Genomic DNA, 16,346 nt, shown 5'->3' on the forward strand with positions numbered 1-16,346 from the left:
ATGGGCCAACGGCACCCGGACCCACTTGACGTAGAACGCCTCACGCTGATGACAGTGTGTGGGTGGTGGGCCTCGACCCAGTCGGCCCGAGACGCCCACCGGTTCGTGATGGAAGGACAGGGATCCATGGATGAGCTCGCTAGCCGTGGGCCAGCGCAGTTGAGGATGGAGCATGACGGGCTTGTGGCCAAGGTCTCGTTCACAACTGGTGGGGACGGTCACCGGATTCCCGCGATGGCGTGGCTACCCACCACCCACCAAGGCGCACCTGTGGTCCTACTGGGCCATGGTGGCAGCGGGCACAAAGCCATCGACCGGCACCACCAGCTCGCACAGCAGCTGGCGGGGGAGAGCGTGGCTTCCTTGGCCATCGACGGGCCGTACCACGGGGACCGTGCCGTCCCTGGTGATGCTCCTCTGGACTATCAACACCGCGTAGCGGACGAGGGGCCGGGCGTCGTTCATGCCCGGATGTGTCAAGACTGGCTGTACGCGCTGGATGCGGCATCACACCGATGGGGCCTTGACGAGGACACGGTCGGGTACTTCGGTATGTCGATGGGCGCGCGGTACGGCATTGCGGTCTGCGCGGCCCTGGGTGCTCGGCTGAGGGCTGCGGTGCTCGGCAAGTTCGGGCTCGTGGCCGACGACCCGATGATGGTGGCGGTATCTGCGGACGAGGTCGTGCGGCGCTGTGCTGCTCAGATCAGCGCTCCGGTCCTGCACCATGTCCAGTGGAACGACGAGATCTTTCCCTTGCCCGGCCAGCTCGAACTGTTCGACCTGTTCGCCTCCCCCGAGAAGACCATGCGGGCCCGTCCCGGACGGCATCACGAGACACGCGCCGATGACCTGACCGCATGGCACGATCACCTAGCGCCGCGTGTGGTTCGTTGAACCACGGTTGCCGGGCTGGGACGATAGGTACGGCGAAGCGACCGGCATTGGCACTGGGTCTGCGTGATGGTGACCGTGCAAGCTCGCGCGTGGCCCGGTCGTCATCCGCTCCGACCGGTCTGGACTAACGGGTCCTGATCGTGCTGCTGGCCGCCGAGGGTTGGTCCAACACCTCGAGCGCGAAGAAAAGGTGGGGGTGTCGCCAGCGACGGTGGCCGGGCCCACGGTCACCGTGCCGCGCTGACGGCCGTATCAGCATGTGAGCAGGTCCCCCTCTGACCCGTGTCGTGGTGGCCGACCGCCGGGGCTGGTCCCCAACCCTCGACCGGCTCTCCGAGTTGCTCGGCTTCACGGTCTGACGGGTGACGGGGCCGGTTAGGACCGGAGGTCCTTGTCGGGGACCTGCTCCGCGGTGTTAGCGTCATCCTGGGCCGCGTCAGCGCCCTGTTCCTGCTCGGCCTCGGGCTCGGCGTTGGCGGGGTTGTAGGGGTCGTTTGGGGACTCGCTCATGGGGGACCGCCTGCTTGTCGGGATGCCGGCGCTGGAGTCATCGCCGGTTCCGGTCAGGCTATGGCTGCGCCATCGCCCCCGCAACCGATACCGGCTGCCCCGCGAACGGGCGCAGGTCCGCTCCCCACGCCCGCGACAACCAGTCAGGCTCATGTCGCTTTCGCCTTCCCGGCTGATCATCGTTGACAAGGGCGGCTACCTGCCCTTCGAGCAGGTCGTCGCCGCCCAGATGATCGAACGCAGCCTGGCGCAGTCAGGCTCTCACCGTCGAACGGCGACTAGAACTACGCCGACCAGGTGATCCGTAGGCCGTCGGTAGGCCGTCACGGCTCTTGAGAGCGCTGTTCTAGCCACGCTGAACAACACCGTTTGGGCTGGTCAGCGCTGGAACTTAGTCACGAGCCTCGCGGGCCACGGTGACCTACGAACTGTGCGCCCGCGGCTCCCCGCTGCCCGAGACGTGGTGCGTGAGTCCCGGGATCGAGATTCTGGCTGTCCCGCCGGGGCAAGGACTCAGGGCTCCCCGAGTTCCAGCCGCAGCGCCGCGTGGTCGGTCAACCCGGCCTCGCGGGGGACTGCATCAGATCGCACGCCCGCACGCTGGGCACGAGGTCGGCGGTCACGAACGCGTGGTCGTAGCGGCAGCCGACCCCGCTGTGGTCCATCCAGCTGACCTGCCTTGACGTCGGGTGCAGACGCCGAAAGGCGTCGGTCAGGCCGTGCTCGCCGCTCAGCGCCTCGAGCATGGCTGTCTCCTCGGGCAGGACGTTGCGGAGCTGGTCGTCGTGCAGCGGGTCGACGAGGTTGAGGTCGCCAAGGAGCACCGCGGGCAGTTCAGGGCACGTGGCGCGCCATACATTGAGCCATTCGCCCAGCGACGCTAACCACTCCCGCTTGCGCCGGCGCTGAGCGGAGGAGGAGTAGCGCACCGGGTCACTGGCCGCGCCGTAGACGCCGAGGAGCCGCAGCCGCCGCTCGCCCGCCACCACCTGCAGGGGCAGCACCCGCCCCGGCAGCACCGTCGGGCCGGCCAGTTCCTCCACCTCGGCGCGTAGGTCGGGACGTCGCACCACCACCATGACGCCCCGCCCCCCGGCGCCCGCGAGGTCGGTGACGTGGACGCTGTGCCCTGCCGCACGGCATACCTGCGCGATCAGCCGGGTGCCCTCACCGCCTGACGTCTCAGTGAGCACCCACACGTCGTCATCGGCCGGCCAGAGCAGCTCCAGCAGGCCGCGGGCACGGTTCGGGGTGGGCGTCGAGACGTTGAGGGCGAGCAGCGTGCAAGGGGACACCGGGCGATGCTACGCCGCCCCCTCATCACGGCACGACCGACGACCTCGACGAGCTGTCGCCTGGTCCGTCACCCACGCGACAGTGGAAGACTGAGCGTTGCGCGAGATCTGCCTGGCACGGCTGGATCAGACCCGCCCCGTCCTGGTGCTCACCCGCCACACTGCCCGCGCCGTCATGACCAAGGTGACCGTGGCGCCCATCACCTCAACGGTCAAGGGGTTGTCCAGCGAGGTCAGTCGGACGTGCCAACGGGCCGGACCGCGACAGTGCGGTCTCGATCGACAACGTCGTGACCCTCCCCGCCGACCTATTGGGGCGAACGCTGGGATTCCTCACCCCGAGCAGGAGCACCAACTCGCACGAGCCATCGTGGTAGTTCACAAGCTGCGGAGCAGCTACAACAGCTGGTAGCGCGAAAGTCGGACGCCGAGGAGGCGCCAGGAGCTGATGATCTCGTCGGTGGTCCAGACCCCGATCGGGTTCGACCATGACTGGGACTGCTTGTGCAGGCTCCAGCCGCCGGGCAGAGTGACGGCGGCGTGGGCGAGGTCGCCGTCTTGTCGCCAGACCAGGACCTGCCCGCCCTCGTCGCCGGCGCGGGTGCGGTCGGGCGTGGTCGCGGCGTCCAGCCAGGTCTGGAACTGGTCGAGTTGGATCCAGTCGTCCTCGACGGATTGTCCGGCGGCCGCCATGACCGCGCCGAAGCAGTTGGGCCCTGACCTCGCGGGGAAGGTGCCGGCCAGCTCCGCCGCCCGAGGCAAGGGTCCTGCAGAGGCTCGTCGAAGCTCGCTACGGGCCAGTGCGTGCAGGCTCGGCCGGGCGCCCGCTTCCATCCACCGGACCAGTTTGGCGCTGATCATCGGGTCGGAAGGCCAGGCGGGTGCCGGTTTCGGGTGCATACGACGCCGTCGTTCAGCTCCCAGGAGCGTCCGAAGCCCCGGCTGGAGGTCTGCATGCTGGTTTTCGGACAGCCAGGTCCACGGCCCACCGCCGTACATGAAGAAGGTGTCGCGTAACTCGTCCGTGACCTCGACAGCGTCCACCGTCGGGACACGCTGCGTCTGGTCCTGGGTCAGGTCAGCGGTGCGGAACGGTTGCGGTCCTGGACAGTAGTACCCGAGCCAACGCTCGACCTGCTGCCCGGTCACCGGGATCCCGAGCACGCTCAGTGAGGTCACCCGATCCATCTTCGCAGCTCACTGCCGGCTCCGAGCGCGATCCAGCGATGTATGCCCACCCGAAGGTAGCGGTGCCCTCCCAGCTGGACGCCACCTGCGTTTCCGTTCACCGGGCGGCTCAGCCGAGCAGGCGCACGGGGATCTCGTGCTCGACCGCTTGGTCACCGGCCCGCTCGACCCGGAGCGCCGGGTGTCCCTCAGCTTCAGTGACTGCCTCGACGAATGCGCCGTCGCGCCATACGAGCGCCACGTGGTCGTCGGCGGCGTACGTCGTCGGCATCTCGCCGGTAGCGACCCAGCGACGCAGGCTGGCACGGCGGCCATCCTCACCGAGCAGATGCGGGCACGCCCCGCCGGGCAAGAAGCCGAGGCCATCGCGGAGCGGGGCGAGTGGGCCGTAGGAGTCGGTTGAGGACGCCTCATACCAGCAGTTCATCCCGGCGCTGATTCCCGCAAGCACCGTCCCCTGCGCGCAGGCCCGGCGCAGGATGTCAGGTAGGCCGTGATGGCGCCACACTGCGAGCAAGTTGGCCGTCGACCCGCCGCCGACGTAGACCAGATCCTGGTCAAGGAGCATCGAGGGGTCGGTATAACCCCACGGGTCCTGGCAGAAGAGCGAAAGCACGGACGTCTCAGCCCGGCCCGCGAAGGCCGACTCGAACCGCTCGCAGTATGTGGATGCGTCGCCGCTCGCCGTCGGGATGAAGCAGACCTTGGGCCGCTCGGCGCCGGTCAGTCCGATGAGGTGGTCATCGATCAGGGAGCGGCCATCATCCGACATCGAGAAGCCACCGCCTCCGAGGGTGACGATCGTGCCGCGAACGGGTGCCGACATCATCGAGCCTTCCATGCTAGGCAGGGTACGTACCCCACTCGTGCCCGTGCACAGGTCTGCCGATGACAGAGCACCTAACCTTGGCGCGAGTGGCCGGCCGCTGTCCCTATCGCGGTTGCACCGCGTCTCAGAGTCTTGGGTCGACGGGCTCGGACTCCAGGGCGAGGACGGCAAATACGGCTTGATGCACCTTCCACAGCGGCGCATGGTCGACGAAGGCGGTAAGGGCTTCGAGTCCGAGTCCGTGCTCGCGTCGGGCTAGCTGCCGCTTCTTTCCAAGGTGCCGGTCGCGCAGGAGCGGCAGTGAGTCGGTGTAGTCGGGTCCGTAGATGATTCGCAGGTACTCCCGGCCCCGGACCTTGATGCCGGGCTGGACCGATGCGTCGGTGAGGTGGGCCGGTTTGACGACCATGCCTTCTCCGCCGGCGGCGGTCAGCTCGTCCCACCACCGGGTCGCTGCGTCGCGCTCCTGCCTGGATGCGAGGTCGACGAAGCGGTGGCGGGTCGGGGTGATGAGCTCGTCGTTCAGCTTGGCGAGCTCGGCGAGGTGCCACTCGTGCGGTTCGGTCAACGCCAGGGCGCGTCCTTCTGCTGCGAGGATCTGGAAGGGAGCCAGCGTCACGCCCTCCAAGCCCTGCGTCGGTCGCACGTAGGCGGCGTAGGCGTCCCGGAACTTCGCGGCGTTGGCGAGGCGGCGTTCTGCCTGTCGCGTGAGGTCGCTGACGTCCAGGCCGCGGGCTGCGGCTTGCTCAAGGGCGGTGAGGGCTTCGGGCAGGGCGTGCGCGGCCGCCGCCCCGACGGAGGCGTACTGCGCCTGGATGAGGTCGAGTGCCTTGACCGACCAGGGAAGAAGCTCGCAGTCAAGGGCGAGCCAGTCCGTCTCCAGCGACTCGAACAGCGGCTTCGCCGAGAGGCGAAGGCGCTGAAGGAGCCCGGTGGTGTCCGCGAAGAAGGGCCGTCCGGTGCGGGTGTAGACAGCGCCGGTGGAGCCGTCGCCGACGCCGAAGCGCCCCTCGGCGGCCTCCGCGTCCTGAGCGATGACGGCGATGGCGCGCGAGCCCATGTGCTTCTCCTCGCACACAACCCGCGTGACGCCCCAGCCGGCGTACTCCTCGAACGCCTCCTCCGGGTGCTCCAGGAACCCCTCCAGGGTGGAGGTGGCGACCGGCGACATGGCCGGTGGCAGGTAGACCAGCCACCGTGGGTCGACGGCAAACCGGCTCATCACCTCCAGCGCGGCCGCGGCGTTCTCCTCGGGGATCTTCACCTTGCCGGCGTGAGCGGTCGCCAACCAGCGAGTACCGGCGACGTCGCCGATCTTGAGCACCGACGGCTCGCGGTCGACCGTGGCCGGCGCCAGCGGACGGACCGGTTCGTACCACTGCTGCTCGGCCGGCACGGACACGATCTGGCGCTCGGGGTAGCGCAGCGCGGTGAGTGCGCCGCCGAAGACCACGCCGGTGTCCAGGCAGATGGTGTTGTTGACCCATTCCGCTTCGGGGACGGGCGTGTGGCCGTAGACGACCATGGCCTGGCCGCGGTACTCCTGCGCCCAGGGGTAACGCACGGGCAGGCCGTACTCGTCGGTCTCCCCGGTGGTGTCGCCGTAGAGCGCGAAGGCGCGGACCCGCCCGGAGGAACGGCCGTGGTAAGCCTCTTTCAGCCCAGCGTGGGCGACGACCAGCTTGCCCCCATCGAGGACGTAGTGGCTGATGAGCCCATCGAGGAAGTCCAGGGTGTGGACCTGGAACTGTTCAGGCTCCTGCTCCAACTGGGCGAGGGACTCGGCCAGGCCGTGAGAGATGGTCACCTTCGATCCGCGCAGGGCGCGCAGCAACTTGGCCTCGTGGTTGCCGGACACGCAGAGTGCGTCGCCGGAGGCAACCATGCCCATCACCAGGCGCAGCACGCCGACCGTGTCCGGTCCGCGGTCGACCAGGTCACCGACGAAGACGGCCTGCCGGCCTTCCGGGTGGGAGGCTCCGACCGCGACGCCGGCCGCGTCCACGGCCACGGCCCAGCCCAGCTCGGTGAGCAGGGTCCGGAGCTCCGAGGCGCACCCGTGGACGTCGCCGACGATGTCGAAGGGACCGTGCTGGTGCCTGCGGTCGTTCCACGGACGCTCACGCACGATCCGCACCGTGTCGACCTGGTCGGTGCCGCGCAGGACGTGGACCCGCCGGAACCCCTCCTTGTTGAGCTTGCCCAAGGACCGCTGGAGGTCGCGATGCTGCCGGGCGACGACATGGCGGCCGAAGTCCCGATCTGGCCGTGTCGCGTTGCGCTCGGCCGCTAGTGACTCGGGCACGTCCAGCACGATGGCATCCACGAGGACGTCATGACTCTTGGCGAGCTTGACGAGCGAGGCACGAGCGCCCCGCTGCACGTTCGTGGCGTCGACCACGGTCAGCAGGCCGCGACGCAGCCGGGTGCCGACGATGTAGTGCAGCACGTCGAACGCATCCGGCGTGGCTGACTGGTCGTTCTCGTCGTTGGCGACTAGTCCACGGCAGAAGTCGCTGGAGAGGACCTCGGTCGGTGCGAAGTGTGTCCGGGCGAACGTCGACTTCCCACTGCCCGACACGCCGATCAGCACGACCAGGCCCATGGCCGGCACGGTGACCGGAAGTTCATTGGAGACGTCAGTCATCACGGCCCGCCTCCCGGGTGAAGATGCCCATCTGCGTCGGGGCGCCGAACGTCTCGTCGACCTGTCCGATGCCTCGATGCTCCACCGTGTAGCCGTACGCGGCGGCGACGCGCTCAGACCAGTCGGCGAACTCCGAGCGGGTCCACTCGAACCGATGGTCAGGGTGCCGCATTCCGGTCAGGCCTTCGTACAGGGCGTTGCATTCGCTGTTCGGGGTGGTCACGACGACGAGCCCGGGTCGGGCGACGCCCCACACCACGCGCTCCAGAGCCTCCAGCCGGGACGGGTCGACATGTTCCACGACCTCCATCAGGACAGCGGCGTCGAACCCGGCAAACCGGTCGTCCTCGTAGGTCAGGGCGCTCTGAAACAGCTGGACGCGGCCAGCCTGCCGCTCACTCATCTGCTCCAGCCGCACACGGGCGGCGGCGTACTGCACGGACCGCGCCGACACATCGGACCCGGCGACCCGGGTGAAAACCCCGGTCTTGACCAGCCGGTCAAGGAACTGGCCAGAACCGCAACCCAGGTCGATGACCGATTGCACCCCAGCATCGAGCAAGACCTGATGGACCGCGTCGTGGCGCTGAACGTTGAGCGGGAGGCGCTGATCGTCCGGCTGCCGCACCTCCTCGTCCTGGGCCGGCTCCACGACCTCATCAAGGTCGTCCCCGAGCTCCGCCAGGCGAGCCAGCGCCACTCGCCGAAGGGCGCCGGCCCGACCAAGGTAGCGGCGCGTGATGAGATCCCGCTCCGGGTGGTTCGGCAGCCACGCTTCGCCCGATCGCAAGAGTTTGTCCACCTCGTCCGCACCCTGCCAGTAGTGCTTGGACTCATCCAGCGCCGGCAGCAAGACGTGCAACTGGTTCAGCGTGTCTGCCAGACGCACAGTGCCAGTGATGCGAAGCCGCACGTACCTGGAGCTGCCCCACTCGGGGAATGCGTCGTCCAGCGGGATGGGCTGCGCCTCGACGGCCCAACCCAGGGGCTCGAAGAGGCGATGAGCGATGCTCGGCCCGCCACGACACGGGAGCACCGGGATGTTGACCTCCAGCGGGATGGGCGAGTCCGCCAGGTCTTGCCTGGAGGCACAGCGCCCGCTGCGGGCGGTGCTGAAGACCTGCGCCATCGCGACAGCGAGCAATGAGGACGCCGCATACGGACGGTCGTTGACGTACTGGGCGAGGCTGAAGTCAGGAGAGCCCTTTCCTCGGGACCGGGCCAACCGCACCGGGTCGACATCAAGCATGAGGGCGACGGCACACCTCTCCTGAGTCGCCTCCGGGTAGAAGACCGTCGCGGTCCCGAACGACTGCTCGAAGCGCTGCACGCGGTCGGGGTGCTTATGCAAGAGGAAGCCCAGGTCGGTCGCCGGCTGGTGCGTTGTCGCGACGGTCAACAGCATCCGCTCAGTCTGCCCGAGCACCGGCATCACAGGTCAGCAGGCACGCGGACAGCAGTCGCGAGCAGCACGACCAGCTCGAGACTGGTGCAGTCCCGCGCCGTCCGCCAGCTGCCACCTAGGGTGGTGGACGTGTCTGACGTTCTACCGTTCTTGGCTCTCATTCCTGCGGTCCTGGGGTTTCTGTGGGCGAGCATCGTCGTACACGAAGGTGGTCACTACCTGCTGGGTCTGTGGGCGGGCGTCCCCGCTCGCGACCTGAAGATTCGCCTTGGCCGTCCATCGTTCGTCGCCCTGCGCCGAGGAGAGCGATGGCTCTCCCCGGATGACCCGGAGTACGCGCCGACGTTTCTGAGGCACAACCCATCGCCGATTGCGGCGTGGTCGTTTGTCGCAGGAGGGTTCCTGCTCGAGACCGGGCTGGTGCTGCTTCTCGTCGTCATCTTGCAAGGTTTCGGCGCCGTCGCCCTACTCATGCTGGGGGTGAGTTCTGCGCTCTTCTGTTTCTACCTCCTCGCCGATGCCATCGCTTCGAAACGCAGCGGGGTTGCCTACGGCGACTGCGGTGCGATGTGGCGCATATCTGCACCAGCAACACTCATCGGACTCACAGCGCTGATCTCCCTGAGAGTGGCAGCCCTCCTCCACCTCCTGTAGAGGGGTAACGCTCCCAGCGGTACTGGCGAGGTTCGAGGCGCCACCTGACTCGAGAGGGGTTAGTGTCCTCACATCGCAGTGACGCAACGTCAGAAAAGGGGTGCGATGGCAACGACGCCGAAGGACACCACCGAGCGCAGCGCTCCCCTGGTGGCCCGCCACCTCCGTATCCCGTTCATCCTGCTCATCCTCTGCTTCGCCGCATGGGGTATGGCCGCCAACCTCACCGACATCCTCGTTGGGGTCTTCCGCGGCATCTTCGACATGTCGAACTTCCAGGCTTCGCTGGTCCAGTTCGCTTACTACGGTGCCTATTTCCTGCTGGCGATCCCGGCCGCGTTCATCAACGCCCGCTACGGCTTCAAGGCCGGCGTCCTGGTGGGGCTAGGACTCGCGGCCGTGGGTGGTTTCCTCTTCATCCCCGCCAGCAGCCTGCTCGTCTATGAGATGTTCCTGCTGGCCCTCTTCGTGCTCGCGGCAGGTCTGTCCATCCTGGAGACCTCCGCCAACCCCTTCGTCATCGGAATGGGCGAGGAGGCCAGCGCCACCCAGCGGCTCAACCTTGCGCAGTCCTTCAACCCGGTCGGTGCCAACGTCGGTGTGCTGATGGGCGCCATCCTCATCCTGCCGAACCTGACGCCGGAGGAGAGCAAGACCATCATGGGAGAGGACGAGCTCCTCGCCGCCACGGAGTCCGACCTGGGCCTGGTGCTGCAGCCCTACCTGGGGATCGCCGGGATCCTGGTGCTCATCTGGCTGCTCATCGCCTTCCGCAAGATGGAGCTGCCCAGCGCGCCGGCGCCGGTCGACCTGACCTCTGGCCGCGGTGGCACGCTGGGCCGGCTGTGGGCCAACCGGCACTACCGCTACGGCGTGGTGGCGCAGTTCTTCAACGTCGCGGCCCAGACGTGCACCTGGACCTTCACCATCCTGTATGCCCAGGACGTCGCCGGAACCTCCCCCGGCGAGGCCGGCTGGTGGCTGCAGGCGAGCCTGATCCTCTTCCTCATCTCGCGCTTCGTGATGACCTACCTGCTGGGAATCTTCCGGCCGGCCCTGCTGCTGCTGATCATGGCGGTCTTCGGCGTGATTTGTTGCCTGACCTCCATCTTCGTCCTCAACGTCGTCGGGTTGATCGCGGTGGTGGCCATCTCGGCCTCGCTGTCACTGATGTTCCCGACCATCTACGGCCTCTCGCTGCAGGGGCTGGGCCCGGACGCCAAGTTCGGCTCGGCCGGCCTGGTGATGGCCATCCTCGGCGGTGCGCTGGTGCCGATGGTGCACGCGAGCGTGATGGACGCCGCTGGATCGGCGATGGGCTACATCGTGCCGGCCATCTGCCTGGCGGCAGTCGCGGCATACGCCCTGTTCGCATTGCAGAACACCCGTCCTGCGGCTGGCGCCGCGAGGTCCGAGGCCTGAAGGGTGGCGATCGGTATGCACACACGCACGTGGATCACGGTGGGCGCGGTGCTCTGCGGCCTCAGCCTGGCGGGTTGCGCCGGTGAGGAGCTGGAGCCCGTGTCGGTGGGGCTGATCACCAAGCAGGAGGAGAACCCCTACTGGGTCTCACTGAAGGACGTCGCCCAGGAGACGGCCGACGACCTCGACGTCGAGCTCAGCACGGCGACGGGTGTCAGCGACACCGACGTAGCATCGCAGGAGGCCGCGCTCGCAGACATGGTCGCCGAAGGGGTGGACGGCATCCTGATCGCACCAGCGGATCCGGTCGCCCTGCTGCCGGCGATCCAGCAGGCACGGGACGCCGGGGTACTGGTGATCGCGCTAGACACCCCGGTCGATCCACCGGAGGCGGTGGACGCCTTCTTCGCCACCGACAACGAGGCGGCGGGCCGTTCGGTCGGGGAGTATGCCGCCGCGAAGGTCGACGACCTCGGGCTGGATCCGCAGGTGGCCATGCTCAACCTGTCCGGTGACATCAGCTCGGGGGAGCTGCGGCGCATGGGGTTCCTCGAGGGATTCGGGCTGGACGAGGACGATCCGGCGATCGTGGCGTCGGTCGACACCCAGGGTGACCGGGACAACGCCGCGGTCAGGATGACCCAGGTGCTCGCCGAGCATCCGGACATCAACGTGATCTACACGGTGAACGAGCCGGCCGCGCTCGGAGCCCTGGCAGCGCTCGACGCTGCCGAGGTCGACCTGGACGAGGTGGTCGTGGTCTCGGTGGACGGTGGGTGCCGTGCGATGCGCGAGGCCGTGCGGCCCGGAGACATCGACGCGACGGCGACACAGTATCCGCAGAACATGGCACGGGAAGGTGTTCGGGCGATCGCTGCGGCGGTGCGTGACGGTGAGACAGTCAGCGGATTCCTGGACACGGGGAGCGAGCTGGTCAGCGACGACCCGATGGACGGGGTGGAGTCGCGGCGGGTGGAGTTCGGGATTCGGACCTGCTGGGGCAGCTGATCCGGGACCGGCCGGCGAGGAGGATGCTCAACGCCGGTCAGTGGGGGCGTTCAGCGCTCGGTGAGCCGGGAGGGCCAGGCGACGATGGTGACACCGCGGGTGGCCGGGAAGGCCATGGTGTCGCGGGGGGAGCCGGTCAGGAGGCGGTACATGAATTTGGCCATGTATCCAGGGTCGTCGAGTTCAACCAATACGTCCAATGCCTCCTAAGCAGGCGATTTATGCGTTAGCGTCATAGGAATGGAGACGGAGACTCTGCGCTGGTTTCAGCTCGTCGCCGACGGCGTGACGGTGACCGAGGTGAGCCAGATCGAGGGGATCTCGCAGCCTGCGGTGTCCCGGGCCCTCAGCCGGCTCGAGCTCGAGGTGGGCACCCCACTGCTGCGGCGTGAGGGGCGGGTGCTGCGGCTGACCCACGCCGGGGCCGCGTTCAAGCAGCACGTAGACGCCGTGCTGCATCACCTCGATGACGGGATTGCGGCGGTGCAACAGATCCTGGACCCTGAGCGGGGCACCGTCACGATCGCCTTCCAACCCTCCTTCGGCAGCTGGCTCGTCCCGGACCTGGTGAGCAGTTTCCATGCCGAGCATCCGCACGTTCGCCTCGACCTGCGCACCACGGCCGACGAGACGGTGCCTGACGTCGGTCCGCGCAGCGACGTGGACTTCGAGCTCTCCACGTTGCGCCCACCTCAGGGCCCGGATCATCCTCGGTGGAGGGTCCTGGCCGTGGAACCCCTGCGCCTGCTGGTCGGACCCGGTCATCACCTCATCGGCACCGACACGGTCGCGCTGACCCAGGTCGCCGATGAGCCGTTCGTCATGATCAAGGCGACCTCGTTGCTGCGCCGACAGAGTGAACAGTTGTGCGCCGAAGCGCAGTTCGAGCCGAATGTCGCCTTCGTCGCCGATGACCTCCCCACCCTGCGGGGGTATGTCGCTGCGGGCCTCGGAGTGGCCATCGCACCGGCCTTGTGGGGCGGTTCGATGGCCGCGCCAGTGGTAGGCCCGCACGTCCTGGCACTGACCGACCGGGGCGCGACCCGGGAGGTGGGGTTCAGCTGGGCCCCACGGCGGCGCATGCTGCCGGCGGCCGAGCTGTTCCGTGAGCACGTGCTGGCCCGTGCGCGCGCCGGGCGGCTGCCGCGCCCGGTCTGAGGTGGGCACGCCTCGGACGGGCAGACCTTGCCCTGCGCAACCCGGGGCGAGACCGACGCCCGACCAGACCTGCCTCTTTGGCCAGGCGGCCAAACTTGTGTGATGCTGGAGGACAGGCCCGACGCCGTCGGGCCTGTGCCCTGTCGTCGCGGCAGCCTGGCAGAGTCCCGTGCGCCGCCTGAGAAGTGAGGTCCGCCGTGTCCGCCCCCCGCCGTTGGTCCGCCCTGGCCGTCCTGATCCTGCCGGTGCTGCTCATCAGCATCGACATGAGCGTCCTGGGCATCGCGGTCCCCGCACTGAGTGCCGACCTGGAGCCGAGCTCCAGCCAGCTGCTGTGGATCATCGACCTCTACAGTTTCCTGCTGGCCGGACTGCTCGTGCTGATGGGGAGCCTCGGTGACCGCTTCGGTCGCCGGCTGCTGCTGCTCATCGGTGCCCCCGCCTTCGGCCTGGCCTCGGGGCTAGCCGCCTTCTCCACCAGCCCAGAGATGCTCATCATGGCCCGCGCGCTGCTGGGCCTGGGCGGCGCTACCCTCATGCCCTCGACCCTGGGCCTGCTGCGCACGATCTTCCTGGACCGGCGCGAGCGGCGGGCTGCCATCGCCGTCTGGGCTGCGGCCTTCTCGGGCGGGGCCGCGCTCGGCCCGGTTCTGGGCGGGCTGCTGCTCGAGCACTTCTGGTGGGGGTCGGTCTTCCTCATCAACGCGCCGATCATGCTTCTCTTCTTCGTCGCGGCCCTGCTGGTGCTGCCGGAGGCCAAGGACCCGAGCCCCGGCCCGTTCGACATCCTCTCGGCGTTGCTGTCGATCGTCGGCCTGCTGGCGGTGGTCTACGCCTTCAAGACCTTGGCCAAGGATCCGACGCTGGGCGCGCAGGCCGTGCTCCCGACGATCGCCTTGACGGTGGGTCTGTCGGTGCTCGCGCTCTTCGTGCGGCGCCAGCGCCGGCTCGAGCACCCGATGATCGATGTCTCGCTCTTCGCCCGGCCGGGCTTCTCGGCGGCGGTGCTCATCAACGTCATCGCGGTCTTCACGCTGCTGGGTGTCATGTTCTTCTTCCCGCAGTACCTCATGCTCGTCCAGGGCATGGGCTCGGCGCAGGCCGGCCTGTGGCTGCTGCCGCTGGCCCTCGCCACCATCGTGGGCTCGCTCACCTCGCCCCTTCTCGCCAAGGTGATCTCGGTGCGGGGCGTGATCCTCACCGGTCTGGTCCTGCTCACGGCTGGCTTCCTCACCGCGACGCGGCTGGACGAGGCGCAGACGCTGACGCCCTTCGTGGTGACCTCGGTCCTCATCGGGCTCGGGCTCGGCCTCGCCGAGACGCTGACCAACGACGTCATCCTCACCACCGCGCCACCCTCGCGCGCCGGCGCCGCCTCGGCAATCTCCGAGACCGGTTACGAGTTCGGGGGTGCGATGGGCACCGCTGTGCTGGGCACGATCGGGATGGCCTTCTACGCCCGCGGCCTGGGGGCCGCGGACGGCCTCACCCCCGCACAGCTGGACGCGGCCCGACAGACACTCGGCGCGGCGCACGAGCTCGCCGGTCGTCTACCGCAGGAGACGGGTATGCCGCTGCGCCAACTGGCCTCCGACGCGTTCCTCACCGGGATGGACGCCGTGGCGTGGACCTCCAGCGTGGTGATCCTAGCCGCCCTGGCTATCGCCTGGCGCGGGCTGCGGGCCCCGGCCGTGGACGGGGCACTCGAGGGCGGCACCGTAACCTCGTCGGGGCGCGCCGACGAGGAGGACAAGGCGTCCGACGATCGTGAGGAGTGCCGACGGTGACGCCCCCACGCCAGCGCCGCCCGCAAGTGCCGATGGCTCAGCGTCGGGCCGAGCTGACGCAGGTGGCCCTGAGGGTGATGGCCCGCGACGGCGCCTGGGCGCTGACCACCCGAGCCGTGGCCGACGAGGCGGGCGTCCCGCACGGGTCGGTCCACTACGCCTTCTCCTCCAAGGAGGCGTTGCTCCAAGCGGTCATCGCCGCCGACACCGACTCCGCGGTGCGCATCTTCTCCTCCGTCGGGGCCGCCGGCGGGCCCCCGGAGGAGGTGCTCGCGCGGGCCTTCTCGGCCTACGTCGACCACCTCATCGCCGACCCGGACATCGAGCTGGCGCTCCAGGAGCTGACCCTGATGGCCGTCCGCGACCCCGCGCTCGCCGAACTCTTCCGTGCCTCCGAGCAAGGCTACGCCGACAGCCTCACCCAACTACTCAGCGATGTCGCCGCCCAGGCCCGCGGCCGGTGGGCGGTTCCGGTGCCGGTGCTGGTCGACCAGCTCCTCGGCCTGCTCTTCGGCACGACGGTCGCCTGGCTCGGCCACCGCGACGACGCCCGCCTACGTGCTGCCTTCAGCGACGCCGCCCACGCCACCGCCTCCCGCCTGGAACGGGACAGCCGCTCCTGACGGTGGACCACACCGGTGGCGGGCTGGACGCCCAAGGCACCGGCGGAGCTCAGGCGAAGGCGGGGGTGAGCGCCCCGTGGACCACGCGCGGAACGTCGGAGATCACCCCGTCGACACCGGCCCGTTGCAGCCGCCGCACATCCCGAGCGGAGTTCACCGTCCAGGGCACCACGGTCAGGCCCGCATCGTGTGCCGCCTCGACAACCGGCGCACCGAGGACCGTGCCGACCGAAGGGTGGATCTCGTGGTGCCCGTCCGCACGGGCCCGGTGAAGCACCGAGGACGCTGTCTGCCAGGGGTGCCCGAGCAGGGCCGTGCGCACGCCCGACCGCCGACCCAGCATCTGCCGGACCTGCCCCAGGAGCGGTGCCGCGAACGAGGACACTGTCACCTCCGGGCGGGGGCCCGATCCTGGACCATCGAGGAGGCGCGCCAGGGCTGCTGCCGTCCGGGGCCCAGCCCCGGAGCGTCGCGGAGGCCCTTTCACCTCGAGGACGAGCCCTCGTCCCTGAGCAAGGCTGAGGACGTCTTCGAGGCGGCACAGTTGCAGCCGGTGCGCGCGGCCGCGAGGCTGAGGTCTGTCCACGAGGACGAGACCACAGGCAGGGGTATCCCGGTCAGACGCCGTAGATCGGCATCGTGGCTGAGCACCAGGACTCCGTCCGCCGTCAACCGCAGATCGACCTCCACCCCATCGGCGTCGGCGGCGAAGGCGGCCTCGACCGCAGCGAGGGTGTTCTCCGGACGGTCCGGGCCGACCAGCCCGCGATGCGCGATGACAAGCACGACTACGAGCCTGCCGCCACCCGATGACAGGCGCTCCCCCTCACGGTGTCTAGAGGGCGGCGAACTGTTGACTTCTCTGCGGCGGGTCCCCCGGCTGTTGTCTGGCTCCCCCGGCATACCCCGGGGTCACCACAGTC

15 protein-coding genes are annotated in these 16,346 nt (G+C 68.8%); 7 read left to right on the forward strand and 8 right to left on the reverse strand.

Annotated features, from left to right (window positions below; genetic code table 11):
• The first annotated feature begins 126 nt into the window (after positions 1-126).
• Positions 127-897, forward strand: a complete 771-nt coding sequence (locus FY030_RS13440) for a dienelactone hydrolase family protein (protein WP_158061990.1) — start codon at positions 127-129, stop codon at positions 895-897.
• Between the two features lie 375 nt (positions 898-1,272).
• On the opposite strand, the gene FY030_RS17115 is transcribed toward FY030_RS13440, so the two are convergent.
• The 6 genes from FY030_RS17115 to FY030_RS13470 all read right to left on the reverse strand — a co-directional run bounded on the left by FY030_RS17115 (position 1,273) and on the right by FY030_RS13470 (position 8,771).
• Positions 1,273-1,407: a hypothetical protein gene (locus FY030_RS17115; RefSeq protein WP_272950520.1), complete on the reverse strand. Its 135-nt coding sequence runs from the start codon at positions 1,405-1,407 to the stop codon at positions 1,273-1,275.
• A gap of 554 nt (positions 1,408-1,961) precedes the next feature.
• The gene (locus FY030_RS13445; RefSeq protein WP_158061992.1) at positions 1,962-2,702 is read right to left on the reverse strand and encodes an endonuclease/exonuclease/phosphatase family protein; all 741 of its coding nucleotides are present in this window, start codon (positions 2,700-2,702) and stop codon (positions 1,962-1,964) included.
• 396 nt (positions 2,703-3,098) lie between these two features.
• Positions 3,099-3,881 carry a hypothetical protein gene (locus FY030_RS13455; RefSeq protein WP_158061994.1) on the reverse strand — a complete coding sequence of 261 codons (783 nt, stop codon included), beginning with the start codon at positions 3,879-3,881 and terminating at the stop codon, positions 3,099-3,101.
• 118 nt (positions 3,882-3,999) lie between these two features.
• Entirely contained in the window at positions 4,000-4,731 is a 732-nt protein-coding gene (locus FY030_RS13460) for a Type 1 glutamine amidotransferase-like domain-containing protein (protein WP_158061996.1), read from the reverse strand.
• A gap of 112 nt (positions 4,732-4,843) precedes the next feature.
• On the reverse strand, positions 4,844-7,366 hold the full coding sequence (locus FY030_RS13465) for a polynucleotide kinase-phosphatase (RefSeq protein WP_158061998.1): 2,523 nt from the start codon (positions 7,364-7,366) through the stop codon (positions 4,844-4,846).
• Positions 7,359-8,771, reverse strand: coding sequence for a 3' terminal RNA ribose 2'-O-methyltransferase Hen1 (locus FY030_RS13470; protein ID WP_158062000.1), 1,413 nt, complete (start codon positions 8,769-8,771; stop codon positions 7,359-7,361). The genes FY030_RS13465 and FY030_RS13470 overlap by 8 nt, the downstream gene beginning before the upstream one ends.
• A 129-nt stretch (positions 8,772-8,900) precedes the next feature.
• Here FY030_RS13470 and FY030_RS13475 point away from each other — a divergent pair, with 129 nt between their 5' ends.
• The 6 genes from FY030_RS13475 (at position 8,901) to FY030_RS13500 (ending at position 15,423) form a co-directional block, all read left to right on the forward strand.
• Positions 8,901-9,425 carry a hypothetical protein gene (locus FY030_RS13475; RefSeq protein ID WP_158062002.1) on the forward strand — a complete coding sequence of 175 codons (525 nt, stop codon included), beginning with the start codon at positions 8,901-8,903 and terminating at the stop codon, positions 9,423-9,425.
• 105 nt (positions 9,426-9,530) lie between these two features.
• Positions 9,531-10,847, forward strand: coding sequence for an L-fucose:H+ symporter permease (gene fucP, locus FY030_RS13480; RefSeq protein ID WP_158062003.1), 1,317 nt, complete (start codon positions 9,531-9,533; stop codon positions 10,845-10,847).
• A gap of 15 nt (positions 10,848-10,862) precedes the next feature.
• Positions 10,863-11,855 carry a substrate-binding domain-containing protein gene (locus tag FY030_RS13485; protein ID WP_158062005.1) on the forward strand — a complete coding sequence of 331 codons (993 nt, stop codon included), beginning with the start codon at positions 10,863-10,865 and terminating at the stop codon, positions 11,853-11,855.
• Positions 11,856-12,095: 240 nt separating this feature from the next.
• Positions 12,096-13,013 (forward strand): LysR substrate-binding domain-containing protein, encoded by a 918-nt coding sequence (locus FY030_RS13490; RefSeq protein ID WP_158062007.1) that lies wholly within the window; start codon positions 12,096-12,098, stop codon positions 13,011-13,013.
• A 197-nt stretch (positions 13,014-13,210) separates the two neighbouring features.
• Complete coding sequence (locus FY030_RS13495) at positions 13,211-14,800, forward strand: MFS transporter (RefSeq protein WP_158062009.1); 1,590 nt, start codon at positions 13,211-13,213, stop codon at positions 14,798-14,800.
• 32 nt (positions 14,801-14,832) lie between these two features.
• Positions 14,833-15,423: a TetR/AcrR family transcriptional regulator gene (locus FY030_RS13500; RefSeq protein ID WP_158062011.1), complete on the forward strand. Its 591-nt coding sequence runs from the start codon at positions 14,833-14,835 to the stop codon at positions 15,421-15,423.
• Positions 15,424-15,472: 49 nt separating this feature from the next.
• On the opposite strand, the gene FY030_RS17120 is transcribed toward FY030_RS13500, so the two are convergent.
• Both FY030_RS17120 and FY030_RS17125 read right to left on the reverse strand, forming a co-directional pair.
• Positions 15,473-16,009 (reverse strand): glycerophosphodiester phosphodiesterase, encoded by a 537-nt coding sequence (locus FY030_RS17120; RefSeq protein ID WP_158062013.1) that lies wholly within the window; start codon positions 16,007-16,009, stop codon positions 15,473-15,475.
• Complete coding sequence (locus FY030_RS17125) at positions 15,907-16,326, reverse strand: glycerophosphodiester phosphodiesterase (protein WP_158062014.1); 420 nt, start codon at positions 16,324-16,326, stop codon at positions 15,907-15,909. The genes FY030_RS17120 and FY030_RS17125 overlap by 103 nt, the downstream gene beginning before the upstream one ends.
• Positions 16,327-16,346 lie beyond the last annotated feature (20 nt).

The organism is Ornithinimicrobium pratense (assembly GCF_008843165.1).
Taxonomy (GTDB): domain Bacteria; phylum Actinomycetota; class Actinomycetes; order Actinomycetales; family Dermatophilaceae; genus Ornithinicoccus; species Ornithinicoccus pratensis.

What these genes read in the sequence shown, in the direction of transcription:
- FY030_RS13500 (WP_158062011.1), top strand. Translation starts at nt 14,833, where the DNA reads ATGGCTCAGCGTCGGGCCGAGCTGACGCAGGTGGCCCTGAGGGTGATG.
- FY030_RS13470 (WP_158062000.1), bottom strand. Translation starts at nt 8,771, where the DNA reads ATGCTGTTGACCGTCGCGACAACGCACCAGCCGGCGACCGACCTGGGC.
- fucP (WP_158062003.1), top strand. Translation starts at nt 9,531, where the DNA reads ATGGCAACGACGCCGAAGGACACCACCGAGCGCAGCGCTCCCCTGGTG.
- FY030_RS13440 (WP_158061990.1), top strand. Translation starts at nt 127, where the DNA reads ATGGATGAGCTCGCTAGCCGTGGGCCAGCGCAGTTGAGGATGGAGCAT.
- FY030_RS17115 (WP_272950520.1), bottom strand. Translation starts at nt 1,407, where the DNA reads ATGAGCGAGTCCCCAAACGACCCCTACAACCCCGCCAACGCCGAGCCC.
- FY030_RS13460 (WP_158061996.1), bottom strand. Translation starts at nt 4,731, where the DNA reads ATGGAAGGCTCGATGATGTCGGCACCCGTTCGCGGCACGATCGTCACC.
- FY030_RS13485 (WP_158062005.1), top strand. Translation starts at nt 10,863, where the DNA reads ATGCACACACGCACGTGGATCACGGTGGGCGCGGTGCTCTGCGGCCTC.
- FY030_RS13465 (WP_158061998.1), bottom strand. Translation starts at nt 7,366, where the DNA reads ATGACTGACGTCTCCAATGAACTTCCGGTCACCGTGCCGGCCATGGGC.
- FY030_RS13490 (WP_158062007.1), top strand. Translation starts at nt 12,096, where the DNA reads ATGGAGACGGAGACTCTGCGCTGGTTTCAGCTCGTCGCCGACGGCGTG.
- FY030_RS17125 (WP_158062014.1), bottom strand. Translation starts at nt 16,326, where the DNA reads ATGCCGGGGGAGCCAGACAACAGCCGGGGGACCCGCCGCAGAGAAGTC.